Annotated in this window: 16 protein-coding genes; 2 read left to right on the top strand and 14 right to left on the bottom strand. The window is 76.7% G+C overall.

The annotated features are described in order from the left end of the window. Positions 1-117: 117 nt before the first annotated feature. On the top strand, positions 118-471 hold the full coding sequence (locus tag Cph01nite_RS11925; RefSeq protein WP_203674438.1) for an ATP-binding protein: 354 nt from the start codon (positions 118-120) through the stop codon (positions 469-471). A 176-nt stretch (positions 472-647) separates the two neighbouring features. Here Cph01nite_RS11925 and Cph01nite_RS11920 read toward each other — a convergent pair whose 3' ends face one another. From Cph01nite_RS11920 to Cph01nite_RS11880, 9 genes are all read right to left on the bottom strand, one after another. Further along, the gene (locus Cph01nite_RS11920; protein WP_203674436.1) at positions 648-2,051 is read right to left on the bottom strand and encodes an ABC transporter ATP-binding protein; all 1,404 of its coding nucleotides are present in this window, start codon (positions 2,049-2,051) and stop codon (positions 648-650) included. Beyond that, entirely contained in the window at positions 2,048-2,863 is an 816-nt protein-coding gene (locus Cph01nite_RS11915; protein WP_203674434.1) for an ABC transporter permease, read from the bottom strand. The genes Cph01nite_RS11920 and Cph01nite_RS11915 overlap by 4 nt, the downstream gene beginning before the upstream one ends. Then, positions 2,860-3,819, bottom strand: a complete 960-nt coding sequence (locus Cph01nite_RS11910) for an ABC transporter permease (protein ID WP_239069221.1) — start codon at positions 3,817-3,819, stop codon at positions 2,860-2,862. Before Cph01nite_RS11910 ends, Cph01nite_RS11915 begins: the two co-directional genes overlap by 4 nt. A gap of 5 nt (positions 3,820-3,824) precedes the next feature. Next, entirely contained in the window at positions 3,825-5,339 is a 1,515-nt protein-coding gene (locus Cph01nite_RS11905) for an ABC transporter substrate-binding protein (RefSeq protein WP_239069220.1), read from the bottom strand. Positions 5,340-5,429: 90 nt separating this feature from the next. Further along, positions 5,430-5,657 carry a ferredoxin gene (locus tag Cph01nite_RS11900; protein WP_203674432.1) on the bottom strand — a complete coding sequence of 76 codons (228 nt, stop codon included), beginning with the start codon at positions 5,655-5,657 and terminating at the stop codon, positions 5,430-5,432. Beyond that, positions 5,654-6,892: a cytochrome P450 gene (locus Cph01nite_RS11895; RefSeq protein WP_203674430.1), complete on the bottom strand. Its 1,239-nt coding sequence runs from the start codon at positions 6,890-6,892 to the stop codon at positions 5,654-5,656. Before Cph01nite_RS11895 ends, Cph01nite_RS11900 begins: the two co-directional genes overlap by 4 nt. Before the next feature lie 23 nt (positions 6,893-6,915). Beyond that, on the bottom strand, positions 6,916-8,661 hold the full coding sequence (locus Cph01nite_RS11890) for an ABC transporter ATP-binding protein (protein ID WP_203674428.1): 1,746 nt from the start codon (positions 8,659-8,661) through the stop codon (positions 6,916-6,918). Next, positions 8,658-10,433 (bottom strand): ABC transporter ATP-binding protein, encoded by a 1,776-nt coding sequence (locus tag Cph01nite_RS11885; RefSeq protein ID WP_203674426.1) that lies wholly within the window; start codon positions 10,431-10,433, stop codon positions 8,658-8,660. The genes Cph01nite_RS11890 and Cph01nite_RS11885 overlap by 4 nt, the downstream gene beginning before the upstream one ends. Further along, the gene (locus Cph01nite_RS11880; protein WP_239069228.1) at positions 10,430-10,984 is read right to left on the bottom strand and encodes a class I SAM-dependent methyltransferase; all 555 of its coding nucleotides are present in this window, start codon (positions 10,982-10,984) and stop codon (positions 10,430-10,432) included. The genes Cph01nite_RS11885 and Cph01nite_RS11880 overlap by 4 nt, the downstream gene beginning before the upstream one ends. Between Cph01nite_RS11880 and Cph01nite_RS19095 the strand changes: the two genes are divergently transcribed. Further along, complete coding sequence (locus Cph01nite_RS19095) at positions 10,941-11,147, top strand: hypothetical protein (protein ID WP_239069219.1); 207 nt, start codon at positions 10,941-10,943, stop codon at positions 11,145-11,147. The genes Cph01nite_RS11880 and Cph01nite_RS19095 overlap by 44 nt on opposite strands. A 56-nt stretch (positions 11,148-11,203) precedes the next feature. Here the strand turns inward: Cph01nite_RS19095 and Cph01nite_RS11875 are convergent, their stop codons facing one another. From Cph01nite_RS11875 to Cph01nite_RS11855, 5 genes are all read right to left on the bottom strand, one after another. After that, positions 11,204-11,989, bottom strand: a complete 786-nt coding sequence (locus Cph01nite_RS11875) for a thioesterase II family protein (protein WP_203674424.1) — start codon at positions 11,987-11,989, stop codon at positions 11,204-11,206. After that, complete coding sequence (locus tag Cph01nite_RS11870) at positions 11,986-13,101, bottom strand: Gfo/Idh/MocA family oxidoreductase (protein ID WP_203674422.1); 1,116 nt, start codon at positions 13,099-13,101, stop codon at positions 11,986-11,988. Before Cph01nite_RS11870 ends, Cph01nite_RS11875 begins: the two co-directional genes overlap by 4 nt. Next, on the bottom strand, positions 13,098-14,231 hold the full coding sequence (locus Cph01nite_RS11865; protein WP_203674420.1) for a saccharopine dehydrogenase NADP-binding domain-containing protein: 1,134 nt from the start codon (positions 14,229-14,231) through the stop codon (positions 13,098-13,100). Before Cph01nite_RS11865 ends, Cph01nite_RS11870 begins: the two co-directional genes overlap by 4 nt. Beyond that, complete coding sequence (locus Cph01nite_RS11860) at positions 14,228-19,741, bottom strand: non-ribosomal peptide synthetase (RefSeq protein ID WP_239069218.1); 5,514 nt, start codon at positions 19,739-19,741, stop codon at positions 14,228-14,230. The genes Cph01nite_RS11865 and Cph01nite_RS11860 overlap by 4 nt, the downstream gene beginning before the upstream one ends. A 90-nt stretch (positions 19,742-19,831) precedes the next feature. Further along, positions 19,832-26,443: a non-ribosomal peptide synthetase gene (locus Cph01nite_RS11855; protein WP_203674418.1), complete on the bottom strand. Its 6,612-nt coding sequence runs from the start codon at positions 26,441-26,443 to the stop codon at positions 19,832-19,834. Between the last annotated feature and the right edge of the window lie 43 nt (positions 26,444-26,486).

Here is a 26,486-nt window from a genome sequence, read left to right as displayed (position 1 = left end):
CCGCCCCCGCCCACGTACGGCCGAACGGGTGACCTTCACCTCGGACCCGTACTCGGACCGGAACGCGACCCCAGACCGCGGGCTGCGTTCCGCGCACCCCCGGCCGGGTTCACCAAGGTGCGCACCTGGATCCTCGAGACCGACGCCGAGCTCAGGGGTCTGCGGCAGGACCTGCGGCAGGAGATCAACACCCGCGCCGGGGCGCACGCCGACCGGATCCTGGGCGACGTGGCGCACGACCTGGTCATCGTGGCCTCCGAGCTGGCCACGAACGCGATCCACCACGGCCGGCCGCCGACGATCGTCGAGCTCTTCCAGCGTGAGCACCGGTTCCTGCTGACGGCCGCCGACCACGACCGCGGCAGCGAACCGCGCATCGCGGGCGACCGGCCCCCGGGCGAGGGCGGATTCGGCCTCCAGATGCCCGCCGTCTGGCCCGCGACGTCGCGTGGTACCGCACCGCCACGGTGAAGGTGATCTGGGCGGAGATCGGCGCGTAGCGGCTCCGACCCGGCCGCTGCGGGCCGGGGCAGGCGAGGGGAGGCGGGTGGAGTCCAGCGAGTCCCGTTGCGTCCGCGGCGTCGAGCGGGTGCTCGTCTGCATGCCCCCGGGCCGTCCTCGGCAGCGGCGGGGTGGGCACCGCCCACCTACAGCCGGCCGTCCCGCAGCGCAAGGACCCGGTCGGCCCGCGCCGCCACCGCGTCCTGGTGCGTGACGAGCACGATCGGCAGCGCGGTCGCAGCCCGGACGTCGTCGAGCGCGTCGAGCACGAGCCGTGCGGTCGCGCCGTCCAGGGCCGCCGTGGTCTCGTCGCACACCAGCACCGCGGGGTCCGCGGCCAGCGCGCAGGCCAGGGCGACGCGGTGCCGCTGGCCGCCGCTGAGCCGGTCCGGGGTGCGGTCCAGGACGTCGCTCGGCAGCCGCAGCCGGCTGAGCAGCTCGGCCTCGCCCCACCGGGGCCGGCGCAGGCGCTCGGCGCTGGCCCGGGCGCGGGCGACGGCACGACGCACCGTCTCCTGCGGGTGGAGGGCCGCGCGCGCGTCCTGCCCGACGTACGCGACGTAGGGTGCGCCGCCACGCGCGCGAGCCCCCGCGTCCCACGGCGTCACCCTGCCGAGCACCCGCAGCTCGCCCGCCGTGGGTGGTACGAGACCGCACACGGCCCGCGCGAGGGACGTCTTGCCGCTGCCCGAGCGGCCCTGCACCGCGACGAGCTCCCCTGCCCCGACGCTGAGGTCGACGCCGTCGAGGATCGTGCGCCCCCCGCGCCGCACGGTGACGCCCGTGGCCACGAGTGCCGCACGGTCCACGTCGTGGTGACGCGGTGCGCTCGGTCGCGCGCGCTCCCGCACCCGCGTCCCCGGCCGTGGGCCATCCGCGCCGAGACGTCCCGCGACCATGGACGCCGTGCGGTCGGCCGTCCGGGCGACGAGGTCGTCGTCGTGGCTGATCACGAGCACCGCGGGCCGCCACGGCAGGGACGTGAACGCCGCCGCGACGTCCCGCGCGGTCGCCGCGTCGAGCCCGCTGGTCGGCTCGTCCAGCACCAGCAGCGCGGGACGGGTCACCAGAGCCCAGGCCAGCAGGGTCCGCTGGGCCTGGCCGCCGGAGAGCTGGGTGGGCCGCCGGCCCAGGAGCTCGGGCTCCAGGGCTGCGCTGCGGACCGCGTCCTGCACGTCCGCGAGGCGCCGCGCCCGGGGGTCGCGGGGCCGGGCGACGCGCACGGCCGTGCGCAGCTGGGCGCCGACGCGCCGCTGGGGGTCGAGGGCACTGGCCGGGTCCTGCGGCACCAGGCCCGCGAGGCGACCCCGCACTGCCCGCCGCCCGTCTGCCGAGAACGGGTCGTGCCCGGCCACGACGACGCTGCCCGCGGTGCGGCGCAGCCCGCTGCCCAGGTGCCCGACCAGCGCGTGGGCGAGGGTGGTCTTGCCGGCACCCGACTCCCCGACGACCGCGGTCACGAGCCCGGCAGGCAGCTCCAGGTCCACACGGTCGAGGACCGGCGTGCCGTCGGGAGCCAGGACGGTCAGGCCCCGCACGCGCGCCGTCATGCCCGCAGCCCGGTGCGGTCGGCGTCCACGGCGGGCCCCGAGGCGTGGTCCAGCAGGGCCGCGACGCCGACGGCCAGGGCGATCAGGAGCAGGGCCGGGACGACCACGGGCCAGGGGTTGAGGGCCAGGCCGGTGCTGTTCTCCCGGACCATCCGGCCCCAGCCCGCGGCCGGGGCCGGGGCACCCAGGCCGAGGAACCCCGCGGTGGCGGCCAGCTGGGTGGCGGCCACGAACCGCAGACCCGCCTCGGCCACCGCGACGGGCGCCAGCCCGGGAGCGACGTCGCAGCGCAGCCGCTCCCACCAGGTGTCGCCGCGCGCCAGCGCCGCGAGCACGTGGTCCGTCGCGGCCAGGGCGGCCGTGCGCTCGCGGACCACCCGCACGGAGAACGGCACGCTGACGCACGTGATCGCCACCACCACGGCGACGTCGCTGCCCGGCGCGCCGGCGGCCAGGAGCAGCAGCAGGAGCAGCGCGGGCAGCGCGGCGACCGCGTCGACGACCCGCAGGACGACCTGCGCCACCCGGGTCCGGTGCGTGGCGCCGGCCCAGGTGCCGACCACCAGGCCGACGACGCTGCCGAGGACGGTCGCGGCCACCGCCTGCAGGACGAGGGTGCGTCCCCCGACCAGCACGCGGGCCAGGACGTCGCGACCCAGCACGTCCGTCCCGAGCACGTGCTGGGCGTCGGCCGGCGCGAACGGGCCGCCGACGGGCGAGGTCGGGCTGCCGGGCGCGGCCCACGGGCCGGCCAGCGCGACGACGAGCACGAGGACGGCGGGGACGAGCGCCGCGACGCGGCGGGCGGTCATGGATGCTCCCTCGTCGAGCGGGACGGCGGGGTCAGGGCGCGGGTGACCAGGTCGCCCACCAGCAGGACCGCCAGGGTCGCCGCGCCGAGCGTCAGGCCGAGGGCCTGCACGAGCGGCACGTCGCGGTAGGCGACCGCGGTGGTGAGCTCCTGGCCCAGGCCGGGCACGTTGAACAGGGTCTCCACGACGATCGCGCCGCCCAGCAGCCCTGCGGTCATGAGCGCGAAGGCGTGGACGGCCGGAGCGGCGGCGTTGGTCACGACGAGGCGCAGGTACGCCGCACCGCGCACGCCGTTGAGCCGGGCCAGCTCGGCGTAGGGCGACGCGACGACCTGGCCGACCTCGGCACGCAGCAGCCGCATGGTCGCACCGAAGGCTCCCAGGGCGAGCGCGAGCGCGGGCAGCACGACCAGGTCGGGGTGCTGCCACAGCGTCTGGCCGGCGGGCACGAGCGCGACGGCCGGCAGCACGGGCCACCCCACGGTGAAGGCCGCCAGCAGGGCGGTCGCGACGAGGAAGTCAGGCGTGCCGACCAGGCCGAGCGTGACGCCGCTGAGGACGCGGTCGAGCCACCCGCCCGGGCGCAGGCCCGCCGCCGTGCCGAGGGCACCGGCGAGCAGGAGCGCGAGCAGGGCCGCCGGGACCAGGACCGCCAGGCTCGTGCCGAGCCGGTCGCCCACGATCTCGCCGACGTCACGCCCCGAGATCAGCGACGTGCCCAGGTCACCGTGCAGCGCGTCGACGACCCACGCCCCGTACCGCTGCAGGGGCGGGCGGTCCAGGCCGAGCGCCTCGCGGACGCTCGCCCGCTCGGCCTCGGTCGCGTCCTGCCCGGACAGCACGCCGACCGCGTCGCCGGGGAGCACCTCGGTGGCCCAGAAGATGACGGCCGACAGGACGGTGAGGGTCGCCGCGTGCGCGGCGACCCTCACCGTCAGCCAGCGTGCGGTGCGCACGCGTGTCAGTCCGTGACGGTGGCCTGCGCGAGGTCGGGGAACTGCAGCTCGCGGATCCCGGAGACGCCCTCGCGTGCGGCGCTGACGTTCGGCACGAACACGACGCCGAGCTGGTTGCCCTGCTGCCACAGCAGCTGCTGCGCCGCGTGGGAGGCCGCGAGCCGCTCGTCCGCGGAGGCGCCGCTGCGTGCGGCCTGGACGAGGGCGTCGACCTCGGGCAGCGTGCCCGGGGTGTGGTTCGCCTCGAAGGGCGCCGGCGGGTTGTACCCGGCCCGGAAGGGCATCGCCAGGTAGGCCTGGTAGTCGGCGAACAGCTGCCCCGCCGGGAGCTCGCGCAGGGCCGCGTCGATGCCGACGGCCCGCAGGTCCTCCACGACCAGGGTCGCGGTCTCGACCATGCCGGCCAGCTCGGGCCCGACCGTGAGCTCCAGGCTCATGCCCTCGGCACCCGCCTCGGCGAGCAGCTCACGGGCGCGCTCGGGGTCGTGCTCCCGCTGGGGGATGCCCTCGTCGTAGCTCGGGAACCCGAGGGCGGGCAGGTCGTTGCCGACGAACGCGCGGCCGAAGTAGACGTTCTCGACGATCTGCTCGCGGTCGACCGCCAGGCGGATCGCCTCGCGCACGCGCACGTCGTCGAGCGGAGCCGACGCGGTGCTCATCGTGAACTGCAGGTACGAGGCGTACGGCAGCTCGCTGGTCGTGACGGAGATCCCGTCGACGTCGTCGAGCGTCCGCGCCTGCGCCGGGGCGAGGCCGCTGACGTAGTCGACCTGGCCCTGGCGCAGCGCGTTGACGCGCGCGGTGCCGTCGGCGATCGAGACCAGCTCGATCGACTCGAGCGCGGGCGCCGCGCCGTAGTAGTCGTCGTTGCGCTCGAGCACCGTCGAGGACCCGGGCTCGAACGAGGCGATGGTGAACGGTCCGGAGGACGGGGTCGTCGGCGTGAACTCGGTGGTGCCGTCCTGGATCGCGAGCATGCTCTGGCAGACCAGCTCGCGGCCGTCGGCGATCGGCGCGAGGGTCGGCAGCACGACCGTCGCGTCGTCGGGCGTGGTGGCCGCCTCCAGGTCGAAGCCGCGGGCGACGATCTTGGTGAACGGCAGCCCTTCGAGCAGCACGGGCGCCTGCAGCGAGTACAGGACGTCGGCGCTGGTGAGGGCCGCTCCGTCGGTGAAGGTCACACCGTCACGCACGTGCAGCGTGTACGTCGACAGGTCGTCGCTCACGTCGATCGACTCGACGACGCCGTACGCGACCCCGTCGTCCGAGCCCGGGTCGAGCTCGCACAGGGGGGCGTGCACGAGCCGGGCGCGCACGTAGTCCAGGGCGGTGGGGCCCTGCAGGTAGTTGAGCGTCTCGGTCGAGCCGCCGGCGAAGGCCGCCCGCAGCGTCGACGTCCCGCTGTCCTGCGGGACGCTGGCCTCGCTCGTGGAGGTGCTGGAGCACCCCGTGATCATCACTGCGGCCGCGACGCCCGCGGCTGACGCCGCAACCGCCTTGCGCATCGTGGTCGGCACCATGCGGCACTCTCCGCTCTCTGTCCGTGGGGGGGGTGGGGCCGGCGACGCGCGCCGGCGGAGGCACACCTTACACGCGACTGAGAATCACTTTCAGTATGGTCCACCGGCCGGTGCGCCGAGACGCACCGCACCCGACGGGCAGCGGTCCACCGCGTCCAGCACGGCGTCCACCTCCCCCGCCGGGACGTCCCGCACCAGGAGCACGACCAGCCCGTCGTCGGCCTGGTCGAACACCCCCGGGGCGACCCGCGCGCACTGCCCCGCGCCCACGCACACGTCCTGGTCCGCGAGCACGCGCCCGCCGCCCGCCGCGCTCACCACGTGACCGGGACCTCGTCCAGGCCGAAGATCGCCGACGCCCCCCGCATCGGCAGCTCGCTCTCCGGCACCGCGAGCCGCAGCGACGGGACGCGCTCGAGCAGCGTGCGCAGCGCGATCTCGAGCTCCACGCGCCCCAGGTTCTGCCCCACGCACTGGTGGACGCCGTGCCCGAAGGCCACGTGGTGGCGCTGGGCGCGCCGCACGTCGAGGCGCTCCGGCTCGTCGAACACCGCCGGGTCGTGGTTGGCGCCCGCGAGCAGCGCGATGAACGCGTCCCCCGCCGGGATCGTCCCGACGCTCAGCGCGATGTCCTGCGTGGCGACCCGCAGCGTGATGACGTCGGCGACCGACAGGTGCCGCAGCAGCTCGTCCACGGCATCGGGCCACAGCGACGGGTCCGCGCGCAGCAGGTCCAGCTGGTCGGGGTGGCGCAGCAGGTCCAGCGCGGCCAGCGGGATCGCGTTGCGCGACGTCTCGTGACCGGCGTTGAGCGTGATCCCGATCTGCGAGAGCAGGGACGTGCGGGTGATCTCCCCGCGCGCCAGCGGTCCGTTGACCAACCGGCTCACCAGGTCGTCGCCCGGGGTGACGGCCTTGAGGTCGATGAGCCGGTCCAGCAGGCCGAACAGCTCCTGCAGGGCCGCCCCGACCTCCTGCGCGGTCGCCGTGCGGGACCCGGACACCGACGTCACGCGCCGGAAGAACTCCAGGTCCTCCATCGGCACGCCCAGCAGGCGGCAGATGACGGTCGTCGACACCCGGTTCGCGTAGTCGGCGACCAGGTCGGCCGGCTGCGGCCGGGACAGCAGGTGCTCGACCTGCTCGGCGCAGACCGCCTCGATCTCCGGCCGCAGCGCCTGGACCCGCCGCAGCGTGAACTCCCCCACGAGCATCCGCCGCACCTGCGTGTGGTCCGGCGGGTCCATCCGGATGAACGGGCGCAGCTCCGCGGCCACCTGCTGCTCGCCGGCGCCCAGCGCCGGGAACGCGGGGTTGCGCGCGTCCGAGCTCGCCCCCGGGTGCGCCAGCGCGGTGCGCACGTCCTCGAAGCGCGCGACGAGCCACGCGTGCTTGCCGCCGTGCACGCGCACCCGCGTCAGCGCGTCCCGCTCCCGCACCCCGGCGTAGGTCTGCGGGGGCGAGAACGGGCAGGAGCGCGGCACCGGGAAGTCCGGGACGTCGTCCTGCGGGCCGGGCTGCGCCGTCGCGGCGCCGGGGTCGGTGGTGGTCATCGTGGTCCTCCTGGGGGGTCGGGTCAGACGGGCTCGGGCGACGGCACCAGGCGCCAGCCCTGGGCGCGCTCGCGGTCCCGGAGCAGCCGGGCGTACGGGCCGTCGGCGGCGGCGAGCTGCGCCGGGGTGCCCTGCTCGACGACGCAGCCCTCGTCGAGGACCACGACGGTGTCCGCGACGCGCACCGTCGCGGGACGGTGCGCGACGACCAGCACGGTGCGGTCCCGCGCCAGGTCGAGGGCGGTGCGGGTCAGCAGGGCCTCGTTGGAGGCGTCCAGCGCCGAGGTCGCCTCGTCCAGCACGATCACGGGCGCGTCCTTGAGCAGCGCCCGGGCGATCGCCACGCGCTGGCGCTGACCGCCCGACAGGCTCGAGCCGCCCTCGCCGACCCGGGTCGCCCAGCCGTCGGGCAGCTCGGCGACCACGGCGTCCAGGCCGCAGCGTGCCGCCACCGCGGCGAGGTCGGCGTCCGTGGCGCCCGGCGCCGCGACGCGCACGTTCTCGGCGACGGTCGCGTCGAAGAGGTACACGTCCTGCGGGACCAGGGCGACGTGACGCGCCAGCTCCCGTGAGCCGATCTGCCGCACGTCGACGCCGCCGACGAGCACCTGGCCCGCGTCGACGTCGAAGAACCGGGCCAGCACGGCCGTGAGCGTCGACTTGCCGGACCCGGACGCCCCGACGACCGCCGTGAGAGTCCCGGGCTGGGCGCGCAGGCTCACCCCGTCGAGCGCGGGCGGGCCGCCGGGCGTGTACGCGAACCGCACGTCGACCAGCTCGACGGTGCCGTCGGCGGGGACCGCGGCCACCGCCGGCTCGGGCAGCGGGTCGGCGTCGAGCACCGCCGCGACCCGCGTCAGGACGTGCCCGGACAGCCGCAGCGCCGCACCGTGCTCGGCGGCGGTCGACAGCGGCTGCACGAACCGCACGACGAGCACCAGCAGCGCCACGGCCGCCGGCCCGTCGAGCGTTCCGCCGAGCGTGAGGTGCACCGTCAGCGCGAGCAGCACGGTCAGCAGCACCCGGACGGCCGCGGAGTACGCCACGAGGGCGGGCACCGCCGTGCGCAGGAGCCGCCGCGACGCGGCGTGCTCGGCGGCCAGCGCGCGGTCGAGCGCCCCGCCCCGGTCGTCGGTCCGCCCCGCGGCGCGCAGCACCTGCTGGGCCCGCGCGTGCTCCAGGACGCGGTCGGACGCCTCGTCGGCGATCGCGTCCCGCGCGGCGTCGTCGCGGGCCACGGCTCGGCCCGACCAGGTGTGCACCACCGCGAGCACCGCCAGGCCCACCGCCGTCGCGACCGCGAGCTGCCACTGGAGGAACGCGAGCGCGACGAGCGCGACCACGGGCGTGAGGACCGCGTCCGCGAGCGGGGGCAGCACGTGGACGGGCAGCGACGTGCTGCGGACCACCCCCGTGGTCGCCAGGTGCGTGAGCTCACCGAGCCGCGGCCCGGTGAACCAGCCGACCGGCAGCCGGACCAGGTGGTCGGCGAGCCGGTGGTGCAGCGCGCGGGAGACCTCGCCGCCGACCCGGAAGCTGCGGGCCAGCGCGAGCGAGCGGACGACCGCGTAGACCGCGGCGACGGCGACCAGGGCGCCGGTCCACGGCAGCGCGGCGGCCGGGTCGGGCCCGAGCAGCCGCGTCAGGACGGGCACGAGCAGCGCGATCACCAGGCCGTGCAGCACCGCCGTGAGCGCGCTCAGGCTCAGCGAGACGACGACGGGACGCGCGTGGTCGGGGCCGAGCACGCGCAGGAAGGTGCGGATCATCGGACGGCCTCCTCGGCGGGTGCTGCCTGGTCGTGCCACGCCGCCCACAGCCGGGCGTACGCGCCCTCGCGGGCCAGCAGGTCGGAGTGCGTGCCGTCCTCGACGACGCACCCGTCGTCGAGGACGACGATGCGGTCCGCGCCGACCACGGTCGGCAGGCGGTGCGCGACCACGAGCACGGTACGGCCGCGGGCGAGCTCGCTCACGGCGTCCTGGATGTGCGCCTCGGCGCTCGGGTCGACCGCCGCGGTGGCCTCGTCGAGGACGAGCACGGGCGGGTCGGCCAGCAGGGTGCGGGCGATCGCGACGCGCTGCGCCTCACCGCCCGACAGCTGCACGTCCTCGCCGACCACCGAGTCGTAGCCGCGCGGCATCGCCTCGACGCGGTCGTCGATACGTGCGGCGCGCGCGGCGGCGCGCACCTGCTCGGGTGTCGCGTCGGGCCGGGCGAGCGCGATGTTCTCGGTGATCGAGGCACGCAGCAGCTGCACGTCCTGGAACACGAAGCCGACGGTGCGGTAGAGCACGTCGGCCGGGACGTCGCGCAGGTCGGCACCGCCGACGAGCACGGCCCCGCCCGTCGGGTCGGCGAACCGCGCCGGCAGGGTCGCCAGCGTCGTCTTGCCCGCACCGGACGGCCCCACGAGCGCCGTGACGGTGCCCGGCTCGAGGGTCAGGTCGATGCCGTGCAGCACCTCGTGGGCCTCGTCGCCCGGGGCGGGCTCGTACGCGAACCGCACGCCGCGCAGCTCGACCCGCGCACCCTCGGGTGTCGCGGTGCCCGTGGTCACCAGCTCGGGGACGGCCAGCACGTCGGCGATGCGCGCCGCCGCGCCGCGGGCGCCGGTGATCTGCTGGGCGCGCGCGCCGATCGCGTTCATGGGGGCGCACAGGGCCGGCGCCAGCAGGGCGAACGCGACGACGTCCACCGGGTCGGTGCGACCGGCGGCGGCGAGCAGCACACCGGCCGTCACGACGACGACCGTGACGGTCGGTGCCGACAGCAGCAGGAACGAGCCGACGGTCACGGCCGTGGTGCTGCGCGACCACGCGACGAAGAAGTCGGCGAACGCGTCGGCCGCGGCCACGAACCGGCTGGACGCCTGGTCCTGCGACCCGAGCTGCTTGACGACGCGGATCCCGCGGACGAACTCGACGGTCGCGCTGCTCACGTCGCCCATGGCGCGGGCGTACTCGCCCATCTTGGCCATGCCGCCGGCCATGGCCCGCGCGAACAGCGCGACCCCGGCGACGACGAGCACGAGCGCCACCAGGGCCAGCTGCCAGTCGACGGTGACCAGGTAGACGAGGGTCACCAGCGGGACGGCGACGACCCCGGCGAGCTCAGGGACGGTGTGCGCGACGAGCTGGTGCACCTCGCCGACGTCGTCGTGCAGCGCGCGCTTGGCGCGTCCCGAGCCGTGCCGCGAGTACCAGCCCAGGGGCACGCGCGACAGGTGCGCGGCCAGGTCGCGGCGCACCGCCAGCTGCAGGTCGTCGTCCGCGCGGTGGCTGACGACCGTCGACGCGGCACCCAGCAGCAGCGACACGAGCGCCGCGAGCAGGGCCCCGCCCACGAGCAGCCAGAGGCGGTCCGCGTCCAGGGGTGCGGGCGCGAGCAGGCCCCGGGCGAGCTCGACCAGCAGGACCAGCGGCGCGATGCCGGTGCCCGCGGCCAGGCCCTGCAGGACCGTGGCCGCCACGACGCGCCGCCGGACGGGGGCGATCAACCGGGCCAGCGGCCCGGGGGTGCGCGGGCCGGTCGTCGTCATCGGACCAGCACCCCCACCTCGGGCGTGGACTCCCGGCTGGAGCGGGCGAGCCGGCGCACCGTCATCCCCGACTCCTCGGCGAGCCGCTCGACCGCGAAGGTCTCCCAGTCGTACTCGTCCTCGACCGTGCGCACACGCCGGCCGTCGCGGAACACCCGCCACTCGGTGCGCCAGCGCATGACGCCCTCACCGGCCGGGTCCCCGCTGATCCACCACTCGTAGTCCTGGTCGCCCAGCGACTCCCTGCACATGCGCACGAACGGGATGTGGCGCGGGGTGTCGACGCCCATGAGCTCGACGACGATGGGCGCCCCGACGGGCAGCCGCTCGGCCAGCCGGCGCCACAGCCGCACCCGCTCGGGCCGGGGGATGTGCCCGGCGACGCCGAAGATCACCACGGCCGAGAGCGAGTCGGGCAGCTCGAGCTCCTGCGCGGGCTCGGGCACCACCGTGACGCGCTCGCGCAGTGCGGGGTCGGAGAACACCCGGCTGGTCAGCACCGCGCGCATGACCGGCGACGGCTCGGCGGAGATGATGCGCGCCGAGGGCAGGATCTCGGCGATGGTCGCCGTGACCAGCCCCGACCCGGCGCCGATGTCGAGGACCGGGCCGTGCGAGGTGTCGAGGCCGGCCAGGGCGGTGCGCAGCGCCGGGGCGCTCGAGACGAGGTGGCGGTGGCCGACGAGGTCGAAGAACTCGGCGGCCGGCGAGTAGTAGTCGGCGGCGGGGATGGTGTCCTCCAGGAGGGGGTCGAGGTCCGGGGGTCGTGGTCAGGGCGTGCTGGGCCACGGCGAGGCGTCGGCGACCAGCACGGGGTCGAGGCGTCGCAGCAGCGCGTGGACGACGTCGCGTCGCACGTGGTCGAGGTAGAAGTGGTCGCCCGGGAACACCTGCACGTCGAGGCGCCCGGTGGTGGTGCGCGCCCAGCCCTCGGCACCCGCGGCGTCGACCTCGGGGTCCGCGTCCCCGAGGAAGACCGTCACCGGGCAGGTCAGCGGCGCGCCGGGGAACGGGCGGTACGTCTCGACGAGGCGGTAGTCGGCGCGCACGTTGCGCAGCACGGCCTCCCGCAGGCCGGGTTCGGCGAGCACCTCGGGCGACGTCCCGCCGAGGCGGACGAGCTCGGCGACGATCGCGTCGTCGCTGCTGCGGTGCACGGATCCGGGCACCGCGTCGGCCGGCGCGCGGCGGCCGGAGGCCACCAGCCGGGCAGGCTCGTCGGCGCCCAGCGCGCGCAGCCGCCGCGCGAGCTCGACGGCGACGGCCGAGCCCATCGAGTGCCCGAACAGCACGTACGGGCGGTCCAGCAGCGGGAGCAGCGCGTCGGCGACCCGGTCGACGAGGGTGGCCATGTCGTCGACGGGTGGCTCGGTGAACCGGTCCTCGCGGCCGGGCGGCTGCACGCACACCAGGTCGACGCCCGCGGGCAGCAGCGGCGCCCACGGGCGGTAGGCGCCGGCGGAGCCGCCGGCGTGCGGCAGGCAGACCAGGCGCACACCGGCACCGGGCCGGGGGCGGGGCCGGCGCAGCCACGGGTCGGGTGAGTGGGGGGTCATCGGGCTCCGTCCTCGGGGGCGGGCAGGATCTGGTCCAGCCGCCACGGGGTGGGGGCGTCGGGGCGGACGAGCTCGGGGCGGCCCAGCCGGGCGACCACGTCCAGCCAGAGCCGGCACACGGACAGGTCGCGCTGACCGCGGGGCATCGGGTCCGCCCCGGCACGGACGTCGGCGACCAGGGCGCGCAGGGCGGTCGCGACGGTCTGCGGCCACGTGGCGGCGAAGACCTCGCGCCACGGCGGGGGCTCGGTGCCCGGGACGACGGACACGGGCGGCTGCGCCAGGTGCTCGGTCCCCGGTCCGGTGGACAGCAGGCGCCCGTGCTCGTCGCGCGGTGCGTGCAGGCGCGGCTGCCACAGCACCGGGCCGTGCGTGTCGGTCAGCGTGAGCGTGCCGCCCTCGCCGCTGAGGGCCAGCCGGTGCCACACGAGCGCGTGGTTGTCCCCGTCGGAGGGGTGCAGCTGGTTCTGCACGCGCAGGGTCACGGGCACCCCGGCGACCGCCCCCTGCAGCACGCGGTACGGCTGCGACGTCGCGGACACCGCGGCGACGCGGTCGTCCACCGGCGCCGGGTCACCGAACGCCGCGGGCCGCACACCGCCCAGCGCGAGCGCGAGGACGTCCAGCAGCGGGTGCAGCACCTGGATCGCGCTCGTCGCGTCCACGTGCACGACCGCGCCGCGACGCCGCAGCTCACGCGCGCCGTCCAGGAACCGCGCGACGGGCTCGACGTACCGGTAGAACGGGTCGAGGTGGTAGACCACGCCGTGCCGGCGCGCGGCGCGCAGCAGGTCGGCCAGCTCGTCGTGGTGGACGGGGTGCTCCTGCAGCACGTGGACCCCCCGCGCCATGAGCGCGTGCGCGAGCTGCGTGCCCGGTCCGCCCTGCACGGCCGAGCCGACGGCCACGCACGCGACCTCCACGTCGTCCGGCAGGTCCTCGACGCGCGCGTAGAACGGCACCCCCTGCTCCTGGGCGTAGGCGCGGGAGAACGCGCTGCCCCGCGCGAGCACGCCCACCAGCTCGAGGTCGTCGGGCACCAGGCGCACCCCCTCGAGGTGGAAGCGTCCGAACCCGGTGCCGCACACCACGGTCCGCAGGGGTCGGGTCACAGCACGCCCGTCTCGACCTCGTGCCGCACCGGTCCCCCGGTCCCGACGACCTCGCGCAGGGTCGCCGCGTCGCCGTCGGACAGCAGCGCGTCGACGGCCCGCGCCGGGTCGAGCACGTCCGCGGCGTGGTGCACACCGGTCGGCACACGACCCCCGAGCACCTCGCGGGTCGTCCACGCGGCCACGTGCCCGGTGAGCCGGTAGCTGTCCGGGGTGCGCAGCACGAGGGTGCGCCGCCCGCCGTCGGCGTCGGTGGCCTCGAGCACCAGCAGGTACCACGGCGAGCGTCCGGCCAGGTCGAGGTCGGCCGCCCGCCGCAGGGTGTGCGCCGTCGTCTCCAGGTCGGCGACCGGCGCACCCGCCGCGGCGGTGAGCACCTCGCGCACGCGCCGGCCCACGTGGACCGCGTACCACTCGAGGTCCGTCACGCCCAGGTCCGGTGCGAGGCGCTGCGCCTCCCGGGTGAGGAACGGCTGGACGAACCCCGGCTCGTCGAAGTGCGGTGCCACGTGCCCGTCCCGGGACCGGAGCGCGCGCGGCTCCACCCGCCCGGCGCGCCACGCCGCGCCGGGGGTGCCGAACACCGCCGCGGCGTCCCCGGCGCCCGGCAGGGACAGCAGCAGGTCGCCCGCGGCGGCCGGTGTGCACCGCTCCAGACCGCCCGCGTACGCGCGCAGCGCGTGCAGCCCGTGCCGGGCCGCGAGCCAGCGCGGCAGCAGCGCCGACAGCCCGGGCAGCAGACCCGCCGAGACCACGACCCGGCGCCTCGCCGGCAGCGGGTCACCGGCCAGCGCCGTGCGCACGGCCTCGTCCCCCGTGACGTCCACGTGGTCCGCCCCGGCGGCGAGCGCGGCGCGGGCGACCCGGTCGCCGAGCGCGTACGACGGGCCGGCGCACCCGAGGACGACGTCGCAGCCCGCGCTGAACACCGCCAGCGAGGCCGCGTCGCGGACGTCCGCCGTCGCGACCTGCGCGTCGCCACCGAGCTCGCGCGCGAGGTCGTCCAGGGGCTCGGGCCGCCGGCCGCCGAGGCGCAGCCGCACCTCGCCCGACGCGTGCAGCGCGCGCGCCGCGGCCGAGCCGACGGCCCCGGACGCGCCCACGACGCCGACGAGCGGCAGCGGTGTCACGCGACCACGTCCCCGCCGGTGATCGCGTCCAGGTGCGTGAGGATCCCCGGCGCGTACGGCACCGACAGCATGCCGAAGTGGTCGCCCGGCACGTCCACGATGCGCAGGTCCCCGAGCACCAGCCGCTCCCAGTAGGTGGTGACGGACTCCTTGTTGCCCGGGAACGGGTACGCACCGCCGTGCCGCAGGAACGTGATGTCCCCGGCGTACGGCTCCGGCTCGTACCGGGAGATCGAGAACACGCTCTGGCGGAAGATGCGGAACACCTCCTCGAGCGCCTCCGGCGTGTAGCTGCCGCCCGAGGGCGGCACCGCGGCGCACATGCGCGCCACCCGCTCCGCCCGCGGCACCTCCGCCAGCGCGCGGAAGCTCGCCGCCACGTCGGCGTACTCACCCTCCAGGCGGCCGATCGCCCCGTCGGGCAGGAGCCCGGGGGTGGCCTCCAGCAGCTGGTCGGACGCCGCCGAGACGCGGTTCTCGTCCGCCGGGAAGCCGACCGCGACCGGGTCGATGCCCATCATCACGGCGAACGCGTACTCCGAGATCAGCTCGTCGTCCAGGCGGAACGGCGGGCGGTGCGTGCTGATCGCGGTGAGCGACGCGACGTGCGCCCCCGCCTCCGTCAACGTCCGGGCGACCTCGGTGGCGATCAGCCCGCCCAGGCAGTAGCCCACGACGTGGAACCGGTCCCCGCCGCGCTCGAGCAGCGCGTGCGCGTAGTCCGCCGCCCACCGCGTGATGACCGTCGCGGGGTCGGCGTCGAGGAACGCCGCGACGTCGGGCAGCTCGAGCCCGACGAGCGTGCCCTGCCCGGCCGAGCGCCGGCGGATCTCGGTGATGAGCGCCCGGTAGGGCACCAGCGTCCCCGTGCCGGCGTGCACGAGGGCCGTCACGACGCCCCCGCCCGGGCCGTTGAGCGGCACGTACGGGTCCCGCGACCGGTCGGCCGCGGCCTCGACCTGACCCGACAGGTCACGCAGGTACTCCGCCAGCCCCGCGACCGTGGGGGTGCGCAGCATGCGCCGCAGCACGACCTCCCACTCGATGTCCTCCCCGGTGCCGGGCAGCACCTCGCCGAGCCGCCCGACCATGCGCGCGACGAGCAGCGAGTCACCCCCGAGGTCGAAGAAGTCGTCGTCACGGCCCACGTGCGCCCGCTCCAGCAGCTCGGCCCACAGGGCCGCCAGGGAGCGCTCGAGGTCGTCGGCCGGCGCGGCGCTGACCGACTCGACGACCGCGGCCGCACCCGAGGGCAGCCGCTCCAGCAGGCCGCGGCGGTCGACCTTGCCGTTCGACGTCAGCGGCAGGCGGTCCAGCACCTGCCACTGGCCGGGCACCATGTACTCGGGCAGCCGCGCGGCGCAGTGCCGCACCAGGTCGTCCGCGTCGACGGGCACCCGGTCGGTCTTCAGCCGCGCCACCAGCAGCGACTGCCCGGTGCCGGTGAGCCGGTCCCCCTCCTCGGGGAGGACCAGCGGGTCGACCGCGCCGACGCCGCCCAGCGCGTCGTGCCACTGCGCGCGGGTGAGGAACGTCTGGTCCTGCGCCGTGCGGGCGTCGTGGTGCCCGCCGTCCAGTCCCTCCATGAGCTCCATGGAGACCAGCAGCGCCGGGTCGTGCTCCAGGGTCGTCTCGAGGACCACGAGGTGGCCACCCGGGACGAGCACCTCCCGCAGCCGGGCGAGGGCCGCGTCGACGTCCACGGCGTCGTGCAGGACGTTCGCCGCGACGACCACGTCGAACGAGTTGGGCGCGTGCCCCTGCTCGTGCGCGGGCCGCTCGATGTCGTACAGCCCGAAGGTCACGAACGGGAACTCCGCGAAGCGCTCGCGGGCCTCGGTGAGGAAGAACGGCGACAGGTCCGTGAACAGGTACTGCGCGGGCAGACCCGCGATCGCCTGCACGGCCGCGTCGCTGGTCCCGCCGACGCCCGCCCCGACCTCGAGCACCCGCAGCGGGCGGTCCGGTGAGCGCTGCGCCGCCAGCGCGGCGAGCGCGCTCGCGGCCGCCGCGTTGAGGTGCCGCACCGCCAGGTTGTCGCGGTACGCCCCGCCCGCGGTCTCGGTGGACGCCCCGGGGAACAGCAGGGACCGCACGTCGAGCTCGGCCCGCAGCAGCTCGGGCAGGCGCGCGGTGCACGTGCGCATGTACTCGAGCACCTGGGTGCCGTACGTGGTGCGGGCCTCCAGGTCGCGCAGGTCCTGCCAGCCGCGCTCGTGCTCCTGCGGCGTCACGGACACCAGGTCGTGCAGCAGGTCGCCCGTGCGCTGCAGCCGCCCGGCGGCGTGCAGGGCGTGCAGCCAGCGGCCGACGAGCCGGTGGTGGCGCCGGTCGGCCCGCAGCGCCTGCAGCACCTCCTGCTCGGTGTGCGTGCGGCCGTCGAACAGGCCCGCACCCGTCAGCGTGAGCGTCATCGCCTCCAGGGCGGTGGTGCGCATGCGCGTGAGGAACGCGTCGAGGTCGTCCCGGTCGAGGTCGGCGACCGTCGCGTCCGCCGCGGCCCGCACCGCGTCCCGGACGTCGGCCGGGACGCCCTGCGGCGTGGCACCGGACGGCGCCGCGGAGACGGCGGCGGTCTCCACGACGCCCACCAGGCGCCGGTCCTCCCGTCCGCCCGGGGCCAGGACGGTGGCCGCCGCGACACCAGGGTGGGCCAGCAGCGCCGCCTCGATCTCGGCGAGCTCGACGCGGTGGCCGCGGATCTTGACCTGGTCGTCCTCCCGGCCGAGGAACTCGATCAGCCCGTCGGGCCGGTACCGCCCCAGGTCACCGGTGCGGTACAGCCGCTGGCCGGTGCGCGGGTGCACCACGAAGCGGGCGGCCGTGCGCTCGGCGTCGCCGAGGTAGCCGAGCGCGACACCGGCCCCGCCGATGACCAGCTCGCCGGCCACCCAGTCGGGGCGGTCGCGCCCCGCAGGGTCGAGCACGTGGAACGTCTGGTTCGCCAGCGGCGTGCCGTACGGCACGCTCGGCCAGGTGGCGTCGGGCTCCCCGACGGCGTGGTGGATGGACCAGATAGCGCCCTCGGTCGCCCCGCCGAGGCTGTGCACCTGCGCGCCGGGCAGCAGGTCGCGGATACGTCCCGGCAGCGTCACGGGGATCCAGTCGCCCGAGAGCAGCACGGCGCGCAGGGTCGTCGGGACGCTGCCGGGGGTGGTCCCGAGGTAGTCGACGAGCATCGACATCTGCGCCGGCACCGAGTTCCACAGCGTCACGGCGTGCTCGGCGACCAGCTCGGCCCAGTGCGACGGGTCGCCGCGCCGTGCCGCGTCGGGCAGCACGAGGGCGCCCCCGCGGGACGTGACGGCGAACAGGTCCCAGACGGACAGGTCGAACCCCAGCGCCGCGAGCGCGAGCACGCGGTCGTGCGGGCCGACGTCCAGCAGGCGGTCGACGTCGTCGACCGTGTTGAGCGCGGCCCGGTGCGTGACGACCACGCCCTTGGGCGTGCCGGTCGAGCCCGAGGTGTAGATGACGTAAGCCGGCTCGTCGGGTCCGACCACGCGGCCCAGGTCCTCGCCGGGGGCGGTGCCGGGCGGCACCTCGTCCACCGCGACCACGGCCGGGACGTCGACGTGCTGGTCGAGCAGCCACGACTGCGTGAGCACGACGCGCACACCCGCGTCGGTGACGATCGCCGCACGCCGCGCGGCCGGCTGGGTCGTGTCGACCGGCACGTAGACGGCGCCCACGACCGACGTCGCGTGCACGGCGACGACCTGCTCGACGCCCTTGTCCATGACCACGGCGACCCGGTCCCCCGGCTCCACGCCCGCGGCCCGCAGGGCACCGGCGACGCCGTCGACCCGGGCCCACAGGTCGCGGTGCGTCAGCTCACCCTCCGGGTGCACGACGGCGACCGCGTCGGGGGTCGCGAGCATCGCCGCCAGGGGGCCCTCGTGCAGCAGCGCGTCGGGCAGGGGCGCGGCCGTCGCGTTGACGCGCTCGCGCGTCGCGCGCTGGTGCGCGGGCAGCGTCACGGGGTCGGCGTCGACCCACGCGTCGTCCGCGGTCGCCAGGCGCCGCAGCAGGTCGTGGTACGCGGCGAACGCGTCGCGCGCGACCCCGTCGACCAGCACGCCCTCGCGCACGTCCCAGCGCAGCGCGAGCCCGTCGGCGTCGCGCGACACCTGGCAGTCGAGCCACACCTGCGGGGTCTGCGACAGGCCGTGCACCTCGCGCGACGTCCAGGAGTCCGCCGGGGCGTCCTCGTCGTCCGCGCCCAGGGCGCCGGTGAACACCACGGGCATGACGACGCCCGACTCGCCCCGCCGCCGGGACAGCTCGGCCAGCACCTCGCTGCCGGAGAACAGCCCGTGGTCGAGGTCCTCGACCAGGCGCCCCTGCCGGGTGCGCGCCCGCTCGACGAACGTCGCGCCGTCCTCGGCGCGGACCGCGAGCAGCGTCAGGGTGGTGAAGTCGCCCACGAGCGCGTCGACGTCCGGGTGCAGCGGCAGCCGCTGCGGCACGGGCAGGTTGAGCGTGAGGTCCGCGCGACGCGACCACAGGGCCACGACCTCGGCGTACGCGGCCAGCGTGACCGCCGACGGCGTCAGCCCGTGCGCGGCCGCCCGCTCGCGCAGGCCCTGCCACTCGGGCGCGGACAGCCGCCCGGCCAGGCGGGTGAACCGCCCCGAGGAGTCCGCGGCGTGCTCGGCGAGCGGCAGCTCCGGTGCCGGCGGCAGGTCCTCCAGCCGCTCGGCCCAGTAGGCGCGGTCGCGGTGGTAGCCGGCGCCCTCGCGCAGCGCGCGCCGCGCGAGCACGTAGTCCCGGAACGTCACGGCCGGTGCGCCCAGGTCGCGGTCGGGCTGGTCGTACAGGTCCCGCAGCTCGCGCAGCAGCAGGCGCACGGACGCGTGGTCGGCGACCAGCAGGTCGACCGACAGGTGCAGGATCGTCGTCCCGGCGCCGCGCGTGGCGTGCAGGCGGACCAGCGGCCACGTCTGCGGGTCGGGCACCAGGTCGCGCAGGCGCTCGCGGGTGCGCTCGGCGTGCGGGTGGGGGTCGGCGTCCCCGACGTCGGTGACGGTGAACGACTCCCCGGGCGCGCGCGGGTGCACCTCCTGGTGGCCCTCGGTGCGCACCACGGCGCGCAGCATGTCGTGGCGGTCGACCAGCGCGCCCCACGCACGGCGCAGCCGGTCGGGGTCGAGCTCCCCCAGCTCGAGCTCGACGTACGCGTGGCAGGCCACACCGCCGTAGTCGTAGGCGGCCCCGCGCCCGACGAGGTAGGCGACCTGGACCTCGGTGAGGGGGAACGGGTCGTACCGGGTGGCGGGCGAGGGGGTCAGGGTCGGGGTGCGCCGCTGCTCGAGCAGGGAGACGACCGTCGCGCGGTGCGTGCGCAGCACCTCGCGCCGCTCCTCGGTGAGCGTGCCCTGGGGCGCACGGAAGTGCAGCTGCCCGTCCTGGGTCCACAGGTGGACGCCGTCCTGCGTGAGCCGGGCCAGGAGCTCCTCGACGTCGACGCCGGCGGTGCCGGCCAGGGTGCTGGGGGGTGTGTGCTGCACGATCGGGCTCCTCGGGTCGGGCGGGCCTGGCGGGTGCTGCGGAGTGGTGCTGCGGAGTGGTGGTGCGGGGTCGTCGTCGGGCGTCGGGCGTCACAGGACGCCGGTGACGACGTCCTCGCTGCTCGCCGCGCGCACCTGGTCGGCCAGCGCGGCGAGCGTGGGATCGGTGAGGAAGTCGCGGGTCGACACGTCGGGAGCGAGCGCGGTGCGGACCTGCGTGAGCATCCGCAGGGCGAGCAGGCTGGTGCCGCCGAGCGCGAAGAAGTTCGCGGTCCGGTCGGTGACGGGTGCTCCCAGCAGGTCGGCCCACGTGCGGGCCAGCGAGCGCTCGACGTCGTCGGCCGGCTCGACCGACGCCGCCGGGGCGGCCGCGTGCTCGACGGCCCGGGCGGTCAGGGCGGCGGTGTCGACCTTGCCGTTGGCCGTGAGCGGCATCGCCGGCAGGACGTGCAGCGTGCCCGGCACGGCGTGGGCCGGCACGTGCGCGCGCAGGTGGGCGGTGAGCACGTCGGGCAGGGCGTCGCCCGGCCCGGCGGCGTCGGGAGCGTCGGCGGGCACGACGAACCCGACGAGCCGACGGTCCGCCCGCTCGCCGACCGCGACGACCGCGGCCCGCCGCACGGCGGGGTGCTCGACGAGCGCCGCCTCGACCTCCCCGAGCTCGAGCCGGTGCCCGCCGATCTTGACCTGCCGGTCGGCGCGGCCCAGGAACTCCAGGAGCCCGTCGGGCCGGTACCGACCCAGGTCCCCGGTGCGGTACCAACGCCCGTCGTCGGTGGTGACGAACTTCTCCGCGGTCCGGGCCGGGTCGCCGCGGTAGCCGACCGCGACCCCGGCGCCGCCGATCCACAGCTCGCCGGGCACCCAGTCCGGGCAGTCGCGCCCGTGCGCGTCGACGACCCGGAACCGCTGGTTGGTCAGCGGCAGCCCGTAGGGCACCGACGTCCACCCGGCGGGGGCGCGGCCACCGTCGTGCGCGTTGGACCACACCGACGCCTCGGTCGCCCCGCCGAGCGCGACGAGCCGGGCGCGTCCGTCGGTCGCCACGGCCAGGCGGTCGGCGAGGTCGGTGCCGACCCAGTCGCCCGAGACCAGGGCCAGCCGCAGGGGCAGGGGCGTGCCGTCGGCGGCCAGGAGCAGCATGTCCAGCAGCGCCGGCACCGTGTTCCACAGCGTGACCCCGTGCGTGCGGCACAGCGCCAGCCAGCGGTGCGCGTCGGTGCGCTCGTCCTCCGTGGGCAGGACGAGCGCACCCCCGGCGCCCAGCACCCCGAGGACGTCGAGCACCGACAGGTCGAAGGCCAGCGCGGACAGCGCCAGGACGCGGTCCTGCGGCCCGATGCCGTAGCGCGCGACGACGTCCGCGACGGTGTTGAGCGCGGCGGCGTGGGTGACCTCCACGCCCTTGGGCTCCCCCGACGACCCGGACGTGAAGATCACGTACGCGGTGCTGCCCGCCGCGACGGGGACCGGCGCCGGCAGCGGCTCGTGGGCCAGCAGCTCGGCCACGGTGCAGGACCGGGCCGCACCGGGGTCGTCGCCCACGACGAGCACGGTCCGGGCGGCGGCGTGCACGCGGGCGCGCCGCGCGGGCGGCTGACTGACCCCGACGGGCACGTGCACGGCCCCGGCGGCGAGCACGCCGAGCGTGGCGCACACCTGGTCCGCGCCCTTGGGCAGGTGCACCGCCACCGCGTCCCCGGGCGCGACCCCGCGGGCGCGCAGACCGGCGGCGACGCGCAGCGCCCGGTCGGCGACCTCGGCGTGCGAGAGCGTGCCGGTCGCGGCGACGAGGGCGGGCGCGTCGGGGCGCTGCGACACGCGCTCGAAGAACGCGGCGTGCAGCGTGCCGCGCGGGGCGGGGGCGTCCGTGGCGTTGACCCTGGTCCGCACGCTGCGCTGGTCGGGCGGCAGCAGCTCGCCCACCAGCCGGGGCCACGCGTCCGCGCCCGCGTCCGCCAGCCCGCGCAGGAGCGCGGTGTAGGCCGCGAACATCGCGTCGAGGACGCCGGGCGCGAACAGCTCCTCGACAGCGTCCCAGGACACCTCGAGCCCGCCGGCGCTCTCCAGCACCTGGTTGTCCAGGTGCACCTGGGGGGACTGCGACAGGCCGCGGACCCGCGTCACGAACCCGCCGGGCAGGTCCAGCCCGTTCCCGTCACCGAGGCCCAGCGAGCTGGTGAACACGACCGGGACGCCGGCGTGCGCGGTCCCGTCGCGGCGCGAGATCTCCCGCAGCACGCGCTCGGCGGAGACGTCCCGGTGGTCGAGGTCCTCCCCCAGGCGCCGGTGCAGCGCGCGGGCGGCGTCCGCGGGACCCGTCCCCGGTGCGCGCTCGTACCCGGCCAGCGAGAGGGTCGTGAAGTCGCCGAGGACCCGGTGCACGTGCGGGTGCACGTCCTCGCGGTTGAACAGCGTGAGGGTCACCGCCACGCCGTCGCGGCCGCTCCAGGTGGCGAGCACCTCGCCGTAGCACGCGAGCAGCAGCGTCGACGGTGTGAGGCCCGCCGCGCGGGCGGCGGCGGTCAGCGCGGACCAGGTGGCCGCGTCGAGGTGGTCGGTCCGGCGCGTGAACCGCGGCCGGCGCACCTGCCCGGGGTCGACGGCCAGCGGCAGCGTCGGCGCGGGCGGCAGGTCCCGCACGCGCGACGACCAGTGCTCCAGGGCCCGCCGCTCGCGCTCCGGGTCGGTCTGCCGCTGGATGAGGTAGTCGCGGAACGTGACGTCGACGGCGGGCAGCGTCGCGTCGGGGTCGCGGTACAGCGCGTCGAGCTCGCGGTAGAACGTCATGATGCTCAGCGCGTCGAGGACGAGGTAGTCCAGGCCGACGCCCAGGCGCACGTGCGTGCGCCCGTCGACGGTCCAGCGCACCGCGCGCACGTCGAGCAGGGGCCAGCGCGTCGGGTCGAGCACCTGGTGGGACATCGCGTCGTGCAGGGCGGCGAGCGCCGGGCGCGGGTCGGCCGGGTCGGCCTCGACGACCGGCAGGCCCAGCGGGGGGACGTCCGGCAGCACGCGCTGGCGGCCGTCGGCGTCGAAGACGGCCCGCAGCATGTCGTGCCGCGCCACGAGCCGGTCGAGCGCGCGGCGCACGCGGTCCAGGTCGACGTCGACGCCGTCGAGCTCGGTGTAGTGGTAGGTGCCGACGCCGCCGAGCGTGAACTCCGGGTCGCGCCCGGTGAGGTACGCCTGCTGCACGCCGGTCGCGTCGAAGGGGTCGTGCCGGTGCGCGGCGTCGTGCGTGAGCACGGGTGCCGGCTCGGGTGCCGGTGCGTCCGGCGCACCACCCGCCAGCCGCGTGGCCAGGTCGGCCAGCACCGGGCGGACGAACACGTCGGCGACCGTCACGTCGCCGTGACCGCGGGCCCGCAGCGTCGCGACGAGCCGGGTCGCCAGCAGCGAGTCGCCGCCGAGCGCGAAGAACGCGTCAGTGCGGGAGACCCGCGGCACGTCGAGCAGCTCGCACCACACGGTGGCGAGCTCGTGCTCCGCGGCACCCCGCGGCGACTCGCCGGCCGCGCCCTGCCCGGCGGACCTCGTGCGCAGGTGCACCACGACCGCGGCCCGGTCGGGCTTGGCGTTGGGCGTCAGGGGCATCCGCTCGAGGACCTCGACCACGGCCGGGACCATCGTGGGCGGCAGCAGCGTCGCGGTGTGGTCCCGGACGGACCGTGCGTCCGGCGCGCGTCCGGCGGCCGGGGTGACGACGGCCGCCAGCGTGGGTGCGGGGGCGTCGAGGACGACGACGACGGCGCCGTCGACGTCGGGGTGGCTGCGCAGCGCCGCCTCGACCTCGCCGGTCTCGACGCGCACGCCGTTGACCTTGACCTGGTGGTCGGTGCGCCCCAGGAACTCCAGGGTGCCGTCGGGCGCGTACCGCGCGAGGTCGCCCGCGCGGTACCAGCGCCGCCCGTCGACCTCGACGAACCGGTCCGCGGTGACCTCCGGTGCGCCGCGGTAGCCGCGGGCCAGGCCCGCGCCGCCGACCCACAGCTCCCCCGGCACCCCGTCCGGGCGGTCGTGCCCGTGCACGTCGACCACGCGGCAGCGCACACCGGGCAGCGGGCGCCCCCACGGCACGCACGTCCACGCGGGGTCGACCCGGTCGACCTCGAGCAGCGTGGAGTGGATCGCGGCCTCGGTCATGCCGCCCAGCGCCAGGAAGCGCGCGCCCGGGGCGACGGCGCGCAGCCGCGCGGGCAGGTCGGTGCCGACCCGGTCGCCGCCCAGCAGCACGGCCCGCAGCGGCGGCGCGGGCGCGTCGCCGGACTCCACGACGGTCAGCAGCATGTCGAGCAGCGTGGGGACGCAGTTGACGACCGTCACCCCGTGCTCGGCGGCGGCCCGCGCCCAGGTGGTGGCGTCCCGGCGGTCGGCGGAGGCCACGAGCACCGCGGCCCCGCCCGTGGACAGCGGGAGCAGCAGGTCGACGACGGACATGTCGAAGTCGGTCTCGGCCAGCGCGAGCGTGCGGTCCTGCGGTCCGGTGCCGAGGACCGCGGCGAGCACGTCGACGGTGTGCGCCGCCCCGCCGTGGGGCACCTCGACGCCCTTGGGCACGCCCGTGGAGCCGGACGTGAACAGTACGTACGCCACGTCGTCGGGCGCGCACGGGCGGGTGGTGCCGGGGGCGCCGGCAAGAGCGTCGGAGATCCGGAGCACGGGCGTGCCGTGCGGGGCGTCGCCGCTGTCGTCGCCGTCGGCGGGGTCGACCAGGAGCAGCGCCGGCCGCGCGACCTGCAGGATCGCCCGGCGGCGCGCGGGCGGCTGGTGGTCGCCGGCGGGCAGGTACGCGCAGCCGGCGGCCAGCACGCCGAGCAGCGCGGCGACCTGGCGGGCCCCGCGCGGGAGCGTGAGCGCCACCGTGCTGCCGGCGGGCACGGCGCGCGCCACGGCCCCGGCCACCCGCAGCGCGTCCTGCGCCAGCTGCCCGTAGGTGACCGGCGTGCCGTCGACGTCCACGAGCGCGACCGCGTCCGGAGCGGCCTGGGCGTGCTCCAGGAAGGCGGCGTGCAGGGTGCGGGCGGCGGGCGCGGGCAGGTCCACGGCCGGTCGGTCGCGCGTGCCGTCCGTGGCCGCCGGCACCGGCGCGACGACGTGCCGGTCCCAGGTCGCCGGGTCGTCCACCAGCAGGTCGACCAGGTCCCGGTAGGCGGCGAAGGCGGCCTGCGCGGTCCCGGGGACGAACAGGTGCTCGCGCAGGTCCCAGTTGAGCAGCAGACCGCCGTCGAGCTCGGTGACCTGGGCGTCGAGCCACACCTGGGGGCCCTGGGAGATGATGTGGACCGCCGGCCCGAACGTGTCCTGCACGTCCTCGCTGAACAGCGGGCCGAGCCCGATCGCGCTGGTGTAGACCACCGGGGACGGCACCGTGGGGCGTCCGTGCAGCCGGGCCAGGTCCCGCAGGACCTCCACGCCGCCCCACGCGCCGTGGTCGACGGCGGCGTGCAGCTCGCCCTGCAGCGCACGGGCGTGCGCGGTGAACGTGCGGTCCTGCCCGGTGTCGACCGCGAGCAGCACCGAGCTGCTGAAGTCCCCGACGACGCGGTCGACGTCCGGGTGCAGCGGCGGGCGGTCGAAGAGCGGGAGGTTGAGGCTGAACCGCGGCTCCGCGCTCCAGGCCGCGAGGGTCAGGGCGAAGGCCGTGGCGAGCGCCGCCGCGGGGGTGACACCCGCCGCGCGCGACCGCTCGGTCAGGACGCGGGCCCGCTCCGGCGACAGGCGGTGGTGCAGACGGGTGGAGCGGGTGAACGGGCTGCCGGGGGGCGTCGGGGCGGTGGCGTCCTGCACCGTGGGCAGCGCCGGTGCCGGGGGCAGCGCGGGCAGACGGTCCTGCCACCACCGCCGGGCGCGGTCCGTCTCGGCCGCACGGGCCAGGGCGCGGTCGCGCAGCGCCGTCGCGTAGTCGTAGCGCGGCGCGGACCGCGGCCGGCCGCGGTAGGCGGCGCCCAGGTCGTCGAGCAGGACCCGCAGGCTCAGCGCGTCGGCGGCGACCATGTCGAGGTCGACGTGCAGGCGGGTGCGCCCGTCGGCCAGCAGCGTCAGCGCCACGTCGAGCACGTGCCCGGCGCGCACGTCCATGCGGCGGTGCGTGCCCTCGTCGCGCAGGGCAGTCAGGGCCTCGGCGGCGGCAGCAGGCCCGAGGTGGCGCAGGTCCTGCACGCGCAGCGGTGAGCCGGTGCTGCCGTAGCGCTGGCGGCCGTCGTCGTCGATGCGCACCCGCAGCATGGGGTGCGCGGCGACGACGACGTCGAGAGCGCGGGCGAGGCGGTCGGGGTCGAGCCCGTGGCCGTCGAACTCGGTGTAGAAGTGCGCGGCGACCCCGCCGAGCGGCTGCTCGTCGCCGCGGCCCACCCAGTACGCGTGCTGCATGGTCGCGAGGTCGAACGGCTCGGACGTGGGCGGCGCCGTGTCCCGGGCGACGGGGTCGGCGGGGTCGGCCGGGTCGGCCGGAACGGGGCGCACGGTGCTCGGCCCCGCCGCGAGCAGCCGGCCCCAGGCCGTGACGGTCGCATCGGCCGCCAGGTCCTCGAACGTCACCTCGTGGCCCTCGTCGCGCCACCGCCCGACCAGGCGGATCAGGCCCAGGGAGTCGATCCCGTGGTCGAAGAGGTCGTCCTCGTCGCCGAACGTGTCCGTGCCCAGCACCGCCGCCACCTGGTCACGGACGGAGGTGCGCGGCTCGACGGAGGTCTGCGACAAGGGGGCTGCTCGCTCTCGTGCGGGGACGTCGGAGTCATGCGGA

The organism is Cellulomonas phragmiteti (assembly GCF_016862775.1).
GTDB classification, from domain to species: Bacteria; Actinomycetota; Actinomycetes; order Actinomycetales; family Cellulomonadaceae; genus Cellulomonas; species Cellulomonas phragmiteti.
The sequence above is the reverse complement of the archived record's forward strand: the minus strand, read 5'-3'. Positions and strand labels throughout refer to the sequence as shown.